This window comes from Blastococcus sp. PRF04-17 (assembly GCF_023016265.1).
In the GTDB taxonomy this organism is placed as follows: Bacteria; Actinomycetota; Actinomycetes; order Mycobacteriales; family Geodermatophilaceae; genus Blastococcus_B.
Window position 1 is genome coordinate 3,211,429 of record NZ_CP095412.1, and the last position, 13,337, is coordinate 3,224,765.

At 71.1% G+C, this 13,337-nt stretch carries 12 protein-coding genes and 2 tRNA genes; 4 read left to right on the forward strand and 10 right to left on the reverse strand.

Annotated elements, in window-relative coordinates:
• Positions 1-17: 17 nt before the first annotated feature.
• Complete coding sequence (locus MVA48_RS16255; protein WP_246981735.1) at positions 18-791, reverse strand: DUF881 domain-containing protein; 774 nt, start codon at positions 789-791, stop codon at positions 18-20.
• Between the two features lie 170 nt (positions 792-961).
• Between MVA48_RS16255 and crgA the strand changes: the two genes are divergently transcribed.
• Positions 962-1,234: a cell division protein CrgA gene (gene crgA / locus MVA48_RS16260; protein ID WP_246981736.1), complete on the forward strand. Its 273-nt coding sequence runs from the start codon at positions 962-964 to the stop codon at positions 1,232-1,234.
• A gap of 441 nt (positions 1,235-1,675) precedes the next feature.
• A complete protein-coding gene (locus MVA48_RS16265) occupies positions 1,676-2,086 on the forward strand; it encodes a PH domain-containing protein (protein ID WP_246981737.1) in 411 nt (136 codons plus the stop codon).
• Here the strand turns inward: MVA48_RS16265 and MVA48_RS16270 are convergent.
• The 9 genes from MVA48_RS16270 to MVA48_RS16310 all read right to left on the reverse strand — a co-directional run bounded on the left by MVA48_RS16270 (position 2,083) and on the right by MVA48_RS16310 (position 11,540).
• Positions 2,083-2,847, reverse strand: a complete 765-nt coding sequence (locus MVA48_RS16270) for a rhomboid family intramembrane serine protease (RefSeq protein ID WP_246981738.1) — start codon at positions 2,845-2,847, stop codon at positions 2,083-2,085. The genes MVA48_RS16265 and MVA48_RS16270 overlap by 4 nt on opposite strands.
• A gap of 149 nt (positions 2,848-2,996) precedes the next feature.
• On the reverse strand, positions 2,997-3,530 hold the full coding sequence (locus MVA48_RS16275; protein WP_246981739.1) for a peptidylprolyl isomerase: 534 nt from the start codon (positions 3,528-3,530) through the stop codon (positions 2,997-2,999).
• A gap of 452 nt (positions 3,531-3,982) precedes the next feature.
• Positions 3,983-4,055, reverse strand: a tRNA-Ala gene (locus MVA48_RS16280).
• Between the two features lie 70 nt (positions 4,056-4,125).
• On the reverse strand, positions 4,126-4,269 hold the full coding sequence (locus tag MVA48_RS16285) for a DLW-39 family protein (RefSeq protein WP_246981740.1): 144 nt from the start codon (positions 4,267-4,269) through the stop codon (positions 4,126-4,128).
• A 48-nt stretch (positions 4,270-4,317) separates the two neighbouring features.
• Positions 4,318-4,391 (reverse strand) — tRNA-Ile (locus MVA48_RS16290).
• Positions 4,392-4,482: 91 nt separating this feature from the next.
• Positions 4,483-5,184, reverse strand: coding sequence for a DUF3566 domain-containing protein (locus MVA48_RS16295; RefSeq protein WP_246981741.1), 702 nt, complete (start codon positions 5,182-5,184; stop codon positions 4,483-4,485).
• Positions 5,185-5,300: 116 nt separating this feature from the next.
• Entirely contained in the window at positions 5,301-7,769 is a 2,469-nt protein-coding gene (gyrA, locus tag MVA48_RS16300; RefSeq protein WP_246981742.1) for a DNA gyrase subunit A, read from the reverse strand.
• Positions 7,770-7,828: 59 nt separating this feature from the next.
• Positions 7,829-9,874 (reverse strand): DNA topoisomerase (ATP-hydrolyzing) subunit B, encoded by a 2,046-nt coding sequence (gyrB, locus tag MVA48_RS16305; RefSeq protein WP_246981743.1) that lies wholly within the window; start codon positions 9,872-9,874, stop codon positions 7,829-7,831.
• Positions 9,875-10,115: 241 nt separating this feature from the next.
• Positions 10,116-11,540 (reverse strand): APC family permease, encoded by a 1,425-nt coding sequence (locus MVA48_RS16310; protein WP_246981744.1) that lies wholly within the window; start codon positions 11,538-11,540, stop codon positions 10,116-10,118.
• A 113-nt stretch (positions 11,541-11,653) separates the two neighbouring features.
• Between MVA48_RS16310 and MVA48_RS16315 the strand changes: the two genes are divergently transcribed.
• Both MVA48_RS16315 and MVA48_RS16320 read left to right on the forward strand, forming a co-directional pair.
• A complete protein-coding gene (locus MVA48_RS16315; protein WP_246981745.1) occupies positions 11,654-12,310 on the forward strand; it encodes an NAD(P)H-binding protein in 657 nt (218 codons plus the stop codon).
• Positions 12,193-13,209 (forward strand): SDR family oxidoreductase, encoded by a 1,017-nt coding sequence (locus tag MVA48_RS16320; RefSeq protein WP_246981746.1) that lies wholly within the window; start codon positions 12,193-12,195, stop codon positions 13,207-13,209. The genes MVA48_RS16315 and MVA48_RS16320 overlap by 118 nt, the downstream gene beginning before the upstream one ends.
• Positions 13,210-13,337: the final 128 nt, after the last annotated feature.

A 13,337-nucleotide genomic window follows, 5' to 3' on the forward strand; every position in this document is an offset into this window, starting at 1 on the left:
GGTCGTGCGCGGGCGCCTCAGCCGGCGCGGGCGTACCTCAGGTCCAGGACGCCATCGTAGGCGGGCAGGGTCACCGAGCTGCGCTCGCGGATCTGGAAGGTGAGCCCGAATGCTTCGACCGCCTGCTGGAAGACACCCACCTGGGGTGATTCCGCGAGCTTGGCCCGCACCTCGGCGGGGTCGGCGACCGCCGTGATGACGAAGGGCGGTGAGTAGGTGCGGCCCTGCAGCAGCAGTGTGTTGCCCACGCACCGGACGGCACTGGTGGCGATCAGCCGCTGGTCCATCACCGCCACGCCCTCGGCGCCGGCCGCCCACACGGCGTTGACGACCGCCTGCACGTCGGACTGGTGGATGACGACGTCGTCGGGCCGCGCGCCGGCCGGCAGGCTCCCGTCCGGCCGCATGGGTGCGTCGTCCAGCGTGATCTCCAGCCCGGCACCCGTGACCGGCACGAGTGCGGCGGCCGGTGCCCCCGCCTTGCCGGCGTCCTGCGCCGCGGCCACCTCCGTGTTGCTGCCGGCCACCCGCTCGGTGAGCCGGTCGGCCGACGCCTGGAGCTCGGCGAGCAGTTCGCTCTGCCGCGCGATGACGGAGTTCCGCTGGTCGATCAGCTCCGAGAGCTCGGTGACCTCACCGGCCCGCAGGTCGGTCCCCTGCGCGGTGCGACCGGAGGTGGCGAACAGCAGGCCGGCCGAGAGCGCGACCACCGGCACCAGCGCACCCCAGGCGGACAGGCGCCGCCCGCCCCAGGAACGGCGCAGGCGTGACGGGAGGGCGGGGCGGGGCACGAGCTCTCCTCCTCGTTCTCCCAGGGGTCCTGGGGGCGGCTGGGGCGCCGCGATCGACCCGGAGGGCGGTCACCGGCACGTGGCGGCGGCACCGTCTTCCCCTCGCAGCTTAGGCTGGGACCAGTTCCGGTCGGGGACGACGACCCCGGCCGCCGGAAGGGAGTTCCGCGGTGCCCAAGTCCAAGGTGCGCAAGAAGTCGGCCTACACGCCCCCGGAGGGCGCGCTGCAGAGCCGCTCGGGTCAGGCGCGGGCGGTCGAGCCCAGCCCCCGTTGGTACGCACCCCTGATGGTCACCCTCATGCTGATCGGTCTGCTGTGGATCGTCGTCTACTACGTGGCCGGCGACCGCATCCCGTTCATGGTGTCGCTGGGGGCCTGGAACTTCGCGATCGGCTTCGGCGCGATGGTGGCCGGCCTCATCATGTCGATGCGCTGGCGCTGACCCGCTCCGTTCGGCCCCCGGAGGCCCCCGCCCTACCAGGGCGGGGGCCTTCCTCGTGCAGGGGGCCCGCACCCAGGACGCTGTGCACAGAACGACGCTTCATCCACAGGTCGACATGGCGCTCCGCCCCCAGGGTTGTCCACCGAATGTGGAGAGACGGAACGAGCCCGAACCGTGCTGACCTGCACGTTCGGCACCGGTGTGGCGGGTGTGACGGCATGACCACCCCAGTAACTACACCCGTGTGAGTCTGTCCCCAGCTGTGTACCCAGCTGTGGACGTGTCGACATGGCGGGAACCGGGGTGTGGTCACCGTCGGGTGCGTCCGAGGCGCTCCTACCCGACTGACCTGCGATTACACGTGTGTCGGTGACGCTGTGGAACCGGACTGCGACGGATCGGTCGGTCACGTTCCACAACCGGTGCTGGCAGGCTGGAGCCGTGCAGTGGTCACCTCGTTCGGGTGAGACCGTCGCCCTGCTGGCGCTGGGGCTCGGCCTGGCGTCGTCGCTCGTCTTCCTCGATGCCGCGGGACGCGTGCTGGTGGGGGCGGGCGCGCTGCTGCTCTTCCTCGTGGCCGGCCGTGACCTGATCGCCCGTCCCCGGCTGTCGGCAGGCCCAGACGGCGTCGACGTGCGCACGCTGACCGGCGGGCGGCACCTGCCGTGGCGGGGCCTGCAGGTCGAGGTCCGCGAGGTCCGCCGGTTCGGGGTCCGGGGTCGCACCCTCGAGTTGGACACCGCCCACGGACCCGAGGACGACGGGGTGCTGGTCGTGCTCGGCCGGCGGGACCTGGGCGCGGACCCCGCGGACGTCGCCCGCGCGCTCCGTGCGATGGATCCGGCCGGCTAGAGGTTCAGGACGGCGACGGTCGGCACGGCGAGTGCCGCCGTCAGGAGCAGCACGGCCAGCGCCGCCATCGCGACGAGCTGCAGCGCCGACCGACGGCGGGTGAGCAACAGGACAGCCGCGACCAGCACGCCGGCGACGAGGCCGCCGAGGTGGCCGAGCAACGAGACACCGGGCAGGAAGCTGATGGCCACGTTCAGGACCAGGAGCGTGAGCAGACCGCGCAGGTCCTGCCGGTGGAAGAGCAGCAGGACCGCGAGGCCGCCCAGCAGGCCGTAGATGGCCGTCGACGCGCCCGCGACCGTCTGGTTGGGCACACCGAACAACTGGATCGCCGCCGCGCCGCCCAGCGCGGACAGCAGGTAGAGCGCGAGGAACCGCAGGCGCCCCAGCTGCCGCTCGAGCTCCGAGCCGAAGATGAGCAGCCCGAGCATGTTCATGAGCAGGTGCACCGGGCCGATGTGCAGGAAGGCCGCGGTGAACACCCGCCACCACTCGCCCAGGAAGTACACGCCGGCCGGCCACTGGGCCAGTGCCGCGAAGACCGGGCTGTCGTAGTTCTCGACGGCCGAGCTGCCCACGGTCACGGCCGAGACCGCCGTGACGAGGAACATCGCCACGTTGAGGGCGATGAGGGTGAGGGTGACCTGGCCCCACCGGCGCCCCGCCGCCTGCAGTCCGCTGGGGCGCCGGACGGGACGGACGGAGGCGTTGCCCTCCCGCACGCACTCGGGGCACTGGAACCCGACGGAGGCCGGGATCATGCATTCCGGGCAGACCAGCCGATCGCAGCGGACGCAGCGGATCCCGGTCGGCCGGTCGGGGTGCCGGTAGCAGCAGAAGGACCCCGTCCTCCCCACCCCCCGCTCGCTGGGGGCGGGATCCTGGACGGGGCCTTCGCCGGCGTTCTCCGTCAGCTGCGCTGCACCTCGACGGACTCGATCACGACGTCCTCGACCGGGCGGTCGTTGCGGCCGGTCGCGACCTTGGAGATGCGGTCGACGACATCGCGGCCGGCCTGGTCGGCGACCTCGCCGAAGATGGTGTGGCGGCGGTTCAGGTGCGGCGTCGGGCCGACCGTGATGAAGAACTGGGACCCGTTGGTGCCCGGACCGGCGTTGGCCATGGCCAGGAGGTAGGGCCGATCGAACCCCAGCTCCGGGTGGAACTCGTCGCCGAACTGGTAGCCCGGACCGCCGAAGCCCTGGCCGAGCGGGTCGCCGCCCTGGATCATGAAGCCGTCGATGATCCGGTGGAAGATCGTCCCGTCGTAGAGCGGGTCGGTGGTCTTCTCGCGGGTCGCCGGATGAGTCCACTCGCGGCGGCCCTCGGCGAGGTCGGCGAAGTTGGCCACCGTCTTGGGCGCGTGGTCCGGGAACAGGTCGACGGTGATGTCGCCGTGGTTGGTGTGCAGCACCGCGCGGCGGGCGGGAGTCGATTCGGTCACGGCTCCACTCTCCCACCCCTTGGCCGACCGCGGCCGGGTGGTCCCGATCCGGGGACGCGCAGGGACGCCCACCACGACCCTCGCGCGTGGTGAACGGCCCATCTGCCCACGTCCCACGTCCCACGTCCCAGGTCGAGCTCTACGCGCTGATCGGCCAGGCGACCCGGGCCGCCGGTCTGACGTTCCGCCAGCGCGGGATCCTCGTCACCGCCTCGGCGTCGGCCATCGCCGATCCGCACTGCGGACTCGGCTGGGGTGGCCGGCTGGCCGGCTGGCCCAGCGCCACGGGTCCGGACGACGTCCAGGCGCTGCGCATCGCCGTCTCCACGGTGAACGACGCGTGGGGCCGGCCTCGACGACCAGCTGCGCGCCGCGGCGCCCGGCAGCGGTCCTGGCGGCCCTCCCGCGCGGCCGGAGATAGGCCGGCCGGCCGGCTGCTGCGGCCCGATGGGTGGAGACGAGGGGAATCGAACCCCTAACCCCCGCCTTGCAAAGGCGGTGCTCTGCCAATTGAGCTACGTCCCCTGGATGCGGTCCCCTGGATGCGGTCCCCTGGATGCGGTCCCCTGGATGCGGTCCCCTGGAGGGTTTCGCCTCAGCGGGTGGTCGGGTTGCTCACCGCGCCCGGGCCGCGGGTCGCCTCGTGCCAGAGGTCGGCTTCGGCCCTGCCGCCGGCGCGCTTGCGCACGGCCGCCAGGGCCCCGGCTGCGACTGCGGCGAGCGCCAGCTTCTTCAGCACGCGGAGTACCTCCTCGACAGCTGGGCGCCGACGGCTCCGGCACACGGGTGGGCCTGGGAGGACTTGAACCTCCGGCCTCATCCTTATCAGGGATGCGCTCTAACCGCCTGAGCTACAGGCCCGTGAACCTCGGAAAGCCTACCTGGTGCTTGTCGGCCCCCTGCAGGGCCCCACACGAGCCTGCGAGTGGTGGGGGGAAGGGGGTCTCCTCCGTCAGTCGCGCTCGGAGAGCGTGAGCTCCAGCCCGCCCACCAGGTCGGAGCAGAGGTTGTAGATGAACGTCCCGACCGTGCACAGCGCGGTGAGCAGGACGATGTTGATGGCGCCGATGACGGCGGCCCCGCCGAACACGACACCCGGCGTCACCACGTCACCGGTCACCTCGTTGCCCGAGGCGCTGCCGAGCTGGCCGAAGAGGTCGTTGAGGGTGTCGAACACGCCGAGAGCGCTCAGCACCCCGTACAGCACGCCGACCGCGACCATCCAGATGAAGAACAGCGCGATCGACAGGACCAGCGAGATCTTCAGCGCCGACCAGGTGTCGATGTGCCGCAGTTGCAGCCGCGCCCGTCGGGGGCCGCGGCCGGTCGTCCTGGCCGACCCGCGCCGACCACGGTTCTTCTCGGTGCCGTCGGGGGCCGCGGCCGCCTGAGCCGTTGACGTCTCGGCGACGAACGATCCACCCGACGGCGGGACGGCGGGGGCGCCGGCGGCGGACGGCGGCACCGGGGAACCTGACGCGGGCGGCACGGTCGCCGGGCCGGTCTGGGCGGCCCGCTGGCTGCCGGTAGTCGGGATCGCCTGGGTGGAGGAGGCCGACGGCGAACCGGCCGCCGACTCGGGCGTCGACTCCGCCGGGGCGGGATCGCCGACGCGCGCTCCGGTACGCACCGAACTCGGCGTCCGGTCGCTCATGCCAGTCTCCCGTTCCCCTGCGGCGTGACCCGCTCCGTCGATCGTGTCGGACGTCGTCCTGCAGCCATCATCGTCGGCTCCGTCAACTCCTGACGGGACCGCCGCCTGTCGTAACCCTAGGCGTCGGGCTCGTCATTGTCCGTCGTCCGGGCGATCGCCACGATCGACACGTCCTCGGGCAAGTTCATGAGCTTGACACCCATGGTGGCGCGGTCCTTGTTGTGCCGCACCCCGTTGACCGGCGTCCGGATCACCCCACCGCCGGACGTGATGGCGTACAGCTCGTCGCCGAGCGTGACCGCCAGGGCCCCCACGAGCGCTCCCTTGCGCGCCTTGGGGTCGGCGGTGAGCACGCCCTTGCCTCCCCGGCCCTGGTTCGGGTAGTTCTCGATGCCGGTGCGCTTGGCGTAGCCCCGCTCGGTAGCGACGAGCACGTCGACGCCCTCCTGGACGACGATCATCGACAGGAGCCGGTCGTCCCCGGTCAGCGAGATGCCGCGCACGCCCTCGGTCGCCCGGCCCATCGGCCGCAGCGCGGTGTCGTCGGCCTTGAACCGGATCGACATCGCCCGACGCGTGACCAGCAGCAGGTCGGAGTCGTCGTCGATCAGCGCGGCACCGACCAGCTCGTCCCCGTCGCGCAGGTTGATCGCGATGACGCCACCCTGGCGCGGGGAGTCGAAGTCTCCCAGCCGCGTCTTCTTGACCTGACCCTTGGCGGTGGCCAGGACCAGGTACGGGGCGACCGCGTAGTCCTTGATCTGCATGACCTGGGCGATCTTCTCGTCCGGCTGGAAGGCCAGGATGTTCGCGACGTGCTGGCCGCGCGCGGTGCGGTTGGCCTCGGGCAGCTCGTAGGCCTTGGACCGGTAGACCCGGCCCTTGTTCGTGAAGAACAGGATCCAGTCGTGGGTGGAGCCCACGAAGAAGTGATCGACGATGTCGTCCTGCTTGAGCTGGGCACCCATCACGCCCTTGCCGCCGCGGCGCTGCGAGCGGTAGAGGTCGCTCTTCGTCCGCTTGGCGTACCCGGTGCGGGTGATGGTGACGACGACCTCCTCCTCCGCGATGAGGTCCTCCATCGAGACGTCGCCCTCGCTGGCGACGAACTGGGTACGGCGGTCGTCGCCGTACTTCTCGACGATCTCGGCCAGCTCGTCGTGGATGATCTGCCGCTGGCGCTGGGGCGACTCGAGGATCGCCTGCAGGTCGGCGATGCGGGCCTCGATCTCGGCCAGCTCGTCGAGGATCCGCTGGCGCTCGAGGGCCGCGAGCCGACGCAGCTGCATGTCCAGGATGTGCGTCGCCTGGATCTCGTCGACGTCCAGGAGCTCCATCAGGCCGCCGCGTGCGGCGTCGGCCGACTCGCTGCCCCGGATGAGGGCGATGACGGCGTCGAGCTGGTCGAGGGCCTTGGCCAGCCCCCGCAGGATGTGCGCGCGCTCCTCGGCCTTGCGCAGCCGGAAACGGGTCCGGCGCTGGATGACGTCGATCTGGTGGTTGACGTAGAGCCGGACGAGCTCGTCGAGCCGCAGCGTCCGGGGCACCCCGTCGACGATGGACAGCATGTTGCAGCCGAACGTCGTCTGCAGCTGGGTGTGCTTGTACAGGTTGTTCAGGACGACCTTGGCCACCGCGTCGCGGCGCAGCGTGATGACCAGGCGCCGGCCGACCCGGTCGCTGGACTCGTCGGCGATCTCGCTGATGCCCTGGAGGCGCCCCTCCTTGACCGCCTCGGCGATCGCCTCGGCGAGGTTGTCGGGGTTGACCTGGTAGGGCAGTTCGGTGACGACGAGCTGGACGCGACCGCGGGAGTCCTCCTCCACGGTGACGACGGCGCGCATGCGCACCGAGCCGCGACCGGTCCGGTAGGCGTCCTCGATGCCGTCGCGCCCGACGATCAGGCCGTGGGTCGGGAAGTCGGGGCCCTTGATCCGCTCCATGCAGGCGGTGAGGGCCTCCTCGGGCTCGGCGTCCGGGTGCTCGAGCATCCAGAAGACCGCGGCCGCGACCTCGCGGAGGTTGTGCGGCGGCATGTTGGTCGCCATGCCGACCGCGATGCCGGCGGAGCCGTTGATCAGCAGATTGGGGATCCGCCCGGGGAGGACCAGCGGCTCGGTGTTCTTGCCGTCGTAGTTGGGCTGGAAGTCGACGGTCTCCTCGTCGATGTTGGCCAGCATCTCCATGGCCAGCGGGGTCAGCCGCGCCTCGGTGTAGCGCATGGCGGCAGCCGGATCGTTGCCCGGCGAGCCGAAATTCCCCTGCCCGTCGATGAGCGGGTAGCGCATCGCCCACGGCTGGGCCAACCGCACGAGGGCGTCGTAGATCGCCGAGTCGCCGTGCGGGTGGTAGTTACCCATGACCTCACCGACGACGCGCGCGCACTTGACGTAGCTGCGGTCGGGACGGAAGCCCTGGTCGTACATCGCGTAGAGCACGCGGCGGTGCACCGGCTTGAGGCCGTCGCGGACCTCGGGCAGGGCCCGGCCGACGATGACCGACATCGCGTAGTCGATGTAGCTGCGCTGCATCTCCTGCTGGAGGTCGACCGGCTCGACGCGGTCGCGGCTAGGAGTTTCGGTCACGGTTCAGATCTCCACGGTTCAGTGCAGTGCGGGGGTCGGCGCAGCGGATCGAGGACGCGCTACACGTCGAGGAAGCGGACGTCCTTGGCGTTGCGGGTGATGAAGCTCCGGCGGGCCTCGACGTCCTCGCCCATGAGCACGCTGAACAGCTCGTCGGCGGTCGCGGCGTCCTCGAGGGTGACCTGCAGCAGGATCCGGGTCTCGGGGTTCATCGTCGTCTCCCAGAGCTCGGTCGCGTTCATCTCACCGAGACCCTTGAACCGCTGGATCGCGTCGTCCTTGACCTTGCGGCCGGACTCGGCGGCGGCGCGGAGGACCGCGTCCTTCTCGCGGTCGGTGTAGACGTACTCGTCGCCGTGCTTGCCGCCCCACTTGATCTTGTAGAGCGGCGGCTGCGCGAGGTAGACGTGCCCGGCCTCGACCAGCGGGCGCATGAAGCGGAACAGCAGCGTGAGCAGCAGCGTCCGGATGTGCTGGCCGTCGACGTCGGCGTCCGCCATCAGGATGATCTTGTGGTACCGGAGTTTCGACAGGTCGAACTCGTCATGGATGCCGGTACCGAAGGCGGTGATCATCGACTGGACCTCGTTGTTCTTGAGGACCCGGTCGATGCGCGCCTTCTCGACGTTGATGATCTTGCCGCGGATGGGCAGGATCGCCTGGAACATCGAGTCGCGGCCGGACTTCGCGGAGCCACCGGCCGAGTCGCCCTCCACGATGTAGACCTCGGAGTTGCGCGGATCGGTGGAACGGCAGTCGGCGAGCTTGCCCGGCAGCGAGTTGTTGCTCAGCAGGTTCTTGCGGGCGAGCTTGCGGGCGTCCTGCGCCGCGCGGCGGGCGCGGGCAGCGGACGAGGCCTTGTTGATGATGGTCTTGGCCTCGGTCGGGTTCGCCTCGAACCAGTGCGCGATCTGCTCGTTGCAGACCTTCTGGACGAACCCCTTCACCTCGGTGTTCCCGAGCTTGGTCTTGGTCTGGCCCTCGAACTGCGGGTCGCCGATCTTCACCGAGACGATGGCGGCCAGGCCCTCGCGGATGTCCTCACCCGTGAGCTTCTCGTCCTTGGCCTTGAAGAGCTTCTTCTCCTCGGCGTACCGGTTGACGATCGAGGTCAGCGCCGCCCGGAAGCCCTCCTCGTGCGTGCCGCCCTCGTGGGTGTTGATGATGTTGGCGAAGGTGTAGACCGACTCGGAGTAGGCCTCCGACCACTGCATCGCGACATCGACCGACATCCGCATGTCGTTCCTGCCGACGCCCTCGGCGGAGAAGCTGATGACCGACTTGTGGATCGGGCTCTTCTTGGCGTTGATGTGCCCGACGTAGTCGATGAGGCCGCCGTCGTACCGGTAGGTGATCTCCGTGGCCTCGAACGCGGCGTTCTCGGCGCCGGCCTCGGGTGCCGCCTCGGCGAGGGTGGGCTCCTCGCCCAGGCCGGTCTCGGCCTTGCTGTGCCCCGGCCGCTCGTCGCGCAGGACGATGGTCAGGCCCTTGTTGAGGAAGGCCATCTCCTGCAGCCGGCGATTGATCGTGTCGAACGAGTAGTTCGTCGTCTCGAAGATGCCGCCGTCGGCCCAGAAGGTGATGGCGGTGCCCTGCTTCCTGGTCGGGCCGACCTTCTCCAGCGGCCCGGGCTTGGCCTCCGCGTAGCTCTGGCGCCACTCGGTGCCGTCGCGCCAGACCTCGACGTCGAGCCGCGTCGAGAGCGCGTTGACGACCGTGACGCCGACGCCGTGCAGGCCGCCGGAGACGCCGTAGCTCTTGCCGTCGAACTTCCCGCCCGCGTGCAGGGTCGTCATGATGACCTCGACGGTGGGCCGCTTCTCGACCGGGTGCATGTCGACCGGGATGCCACGGCCGTTGTCCTCGACCCGCACGCCGCCGTCGGCGAGGAGCGTCACCCGGACCGTGTCGCAGAAGCCGGCCAGCGCCTCGTCGACCGAGTTGTCGACGACCTCCCACACCATGTGGTGCAGGCCGCGCTCGCCGGTGGACCCGATGTACATGCCGGGCCGCTTGCGCACCGCCTCGAGACCTTCGAGAACGGTGATGGAACTGCCGGAGTAGGCGTTGTCGGGCTTCGGGTCGGTCTTGGGCCGTGCGACCACGTGGGGCCTTCCTCTTGCGCAACCGGCGCCACACGACCCCGGTGCCGACGGGGCGGGAGGGGCGCAGAACGGCGCTCAGCCGGTTGCTGGCGGTTTCTGCTGTCCAGGATACCGGGTGCACTGACAGGAAAGCCGCCGTCCACGCCCTGACGTCGTGTCTGCGCCACTTCCGGCTCGCTCGCCACCACCGGTGCTGCCCCAGGCGCTGACACGCCGTCCTCGACGGGCTGGCCGGGGTGCCCTAGTTGCGCGGGCCGGAAGGCTTCTCGCCAGCGAGGTGCCCGGGGTCGAAGTCGGGCACCCGCGCGCCGGTCCGCCGGTTCAGCAGGACCGTCACCAACCACAGGGCGATGCCGATCGCGAGCAGCACCCCGGCGATGCGGTACTGCTCCGCGGGCCGGCCTGCCCAGGGAGTGGCAAGGAACGCACAGGCGACCGCGCCCACGGCGGGCAGCACGGTCGGCGTCCGGAAGTGGTCCTCGTCGACCCGGTCGCGGCGGAGCACCAGGACGGCCACGTTGACGACGGTGAAGACGATCAGGAGGAGGAGGGCGGTGGTGCCGCCGAGCGCAGGGACGGCGCCGACGAAGGTGATCAGGCCGAACGCCAGCGCGGTGGTGAAGAGGATCGCGGGGATCGGGGTGCGTCGGCCGCGGTGCACCCGGCCCAGGAGCGGCGGCAGCACCCGCAGCTGGGCGAGGCCGTAGACCAGCCGGCTGGCCATGAGCATGTTGATGAGCGCCGTGTTGGCGACGGCGAACATCGTGATGACACCGAAGAGCCCGATCGGGAAGCCCGGGGCACCGGCTTCGACCACCTGCAGCAGCGGGGTCTCGCCCTCGCTGAGCCGGTCGGCCGGCACCAGCGCGATCGCGGAGATCGACACCAGCACGTAGATGAGGCCGGTGAGGCCGAGGCCGAGCAGCAGGATCTTCGGGAACGTCCGACGCGGGTCCTTGGTCTCCTCGGCCATGTTCACGGAGTCCTCGAAGCCGACCATCGCGAAGAAGGCCAGACCGGTCGCGGCGATCACCGCCGTGATCACCGATCTGTCGCCGGTGTCGAACTCGGTGACCCGCGAGAAGTCGCCGCCGCCGACGCCGAGCGCCCAGGCCCCCACGCCGATGACGATCAGCAGCCCGGAGAGCTCGACGCACGTGAGGACGACGTTGGCCTTGACGCTCTCGCCCACGCCGCGCACGTTGACCAGCGCGACCAGGCTCATGAAGCCCAGGCCCAGCAGCGTGATGCCGATGCCGTCGGTGACGCCGAGGTCGAAGACCTTCGCGGCGTTGGCGCTGAACGCGCGGGCGGCCGTCGACGCCGACGTGATGCCGGAGCTCATCACCGCGAAGGCGACGATTAAGGTCAGGACGTGCACCCCGAAGGCCTTGTGCGTGTAGAGCGCGGCGCCGGCCGCCTGGGGGTACTTGGTGACCAGCTCGAGGTAGCTGAACGCGGTGATGAGCGCGACCAGGAAGGCGACGAGGAACGGCAGCCACACCACGCCGCCCACCTCGGCGGCGACCGTGCCGGTCAGCGCGTAGATGCCGGTGCCGAGGACGTCACCGACGATGAACAGCAGGAGCAGCCCCGGGCCCATGACCCGCTTGAGGCTGGGCTGCCCTCCGGTGGTCTCCTCGCCGGTGGCACGCACGTTCGACATCCGGTCTCCCGCTCGACTGAAGAAGCCGCCACTGCCGGGCACGCCGATGGTGCTGGCTGCCCCGTGTCCGCGCGACCCGAGCGTGGGAGGCCGAGGAGCCCGAGACTGGTGCCATGCCCGAGACCGGCGCCTCCCTGACCTGCCTCGTCACCGGGGCGACGGGCTACATCGGGGGCCGGCTGGTGCCCGAGCTGCTGGCGGCCGGCCACCGGGTGCGCGTGATGACCCGCTCGCCCGAACGGATCCGCGACCACCCGTGGGCGGGGGAGGTGGAGGTCGTCCGGGCCGACGCGGGGGACGCCGGGCAGGTCGCCGCCGCGTGCGCCGGCACCGACGTCGTCTACTACCTGGTCCACGCGCTCGGCTCCGGACCCGCGTTCGAGGAGACCGACCGGAGGACGGCGCGGGTGATGGCTCGGGCGGTGCGCGAGGCCGGCGTCGGCCGGCTGGTGTACCTCGGCGCCCTGGAACCCGAGGGGGAGGAGCTCTCACCGCACCTGCGCTCGCGCACCGAGGTGGCGGAGATCCTGCTCGGGTCCGGGGTGCCCACGGCGGTGCTGCGCGCCGCCGTCGTCCTCGGTTCTGGCTCCGCGTCGTTCGAGATGCTGCGCTACCTCACCGAGCGGCTGCCGGTGATGGTCACCCCCGCTGGGTGCAGAGCCGGATCCAGCCGATCGCCGTCCGGGACGTGCTGCGCTACCTGGTCGGCTGCGCGACGTTGCCGGCGTCGGTGCACCGCTGCTTCGACGTCGGCGGGCCGGACGTCATGAACTACGCGGACATGATGCAGCGGTATGCGGTCGTGGCCGGGCTGCCACGGCGCCGGATCCTGCCCGTCCCGCTCTTCAGCCCGAGTCTGTCCAGCCACTGGGTGGGACTGGTGACACCGGTGCCCGCCGGCATCGCCCGGCCGCTGGTCGAGTCGCTGCGCAACACGGTCGTCTGCCGCGAGCACGACATCGCCGCCTACGTGCCCGACCCACCCGAAGGTCTGCTCGGGTTCGACCGCGCGGTGCAGCTGGCCCTGCAACGGGTCAAGGACCGCGCCGTGGCCACCCGATGGGCGTCGGCGTCGGTCCCCGGGGCTCCGTCCGACCCGCTGCCCACCGACCCGGACTGGGCAGGCGGCAGCCTCTACGTCGACGAGCGGACCCGCCGCGCGGCCGCGTCACCGGAGTCCCTGTGGCGGGTCGTCGAGGGCATCGGCGGGGATGCCGGCTGGTACTCGTTCCCGCTGGCGTGGCGGGTGCGCGGATGGCTCGACCGGCTGGTGGGCGGCGTGGGCCTGCGGCGCGGCCGGCGCGATCCGCACACGCTCTACGTGGGCGACGCACTGGACTTCTGGCGGGTCGAGGAGGTCGAGCCCGGCCGGCTCCTCCGGCTGCGGGCCGAGATGCGGCTGCCCGGCCTGGCCTGGCTCGAGTTCCACGTGGAACACGACGACTCCGCGGACGGGAGACCGGGCACGCTGCTGCGCCAGCGGGCCACCTTCGCGCCGCGCGGGCTGGCCGGCCACCTCTACTGGTGGGCGGTGGCTGCCTTCCACGGCTTCGTCTTCGGCGGCATGGTCCGCGGCATGGCGCGGGCCGCTGAACGAGTGCACGCCTCGCCCGGGACGGCGTCCTCCCTCACGGCAGAGGGTCCTCCCACACCGCCCACGCCCAGGTAGGACGCGCCATGATCAGGTCACCTGATCATGGCCACCACGCCGGAGGTCACCGGTGCGCCGGCGGTCGTACTCGGCGACGATCAGCCGAAGCAGCCGGTCGACCTGCGAGGTCCGCGTCGTGAGGACGA

Bases quoted from the DNA above. Each gene is read 5' to 3' on its own strand.
- MVA48_RS16315 (WP_246981745.1), top strand. From the start codon at position 11,654: ATGCCCGAGACCGGCGCCTCCCTGACCTGCCTCGTCACCGGGGCGACG.
- MVA48_RS16295 (WP_246981741.1), bottom strand. From the start codon at position 5,184: ATGAGCGACCGGACGCCGAGTTCGGTGCGTACCGGAGCGCGCGTCGGC.
- MVA48_RS16270 (WP_246981738.1), bottom strand. From the start codon at position 2,847: ATGATCCCGGCCTCCGTCGGGTTCCAGTGCCCCGAGTGCGTGCGGGAG.
- MVA48_RS16310 (WP_246981744.1), bottom strand. From the start codon at position 11,540: ATGTCGAACGTGCGTGCCACCGGCGAGGAGACCACCGGAGGGCAGCCC.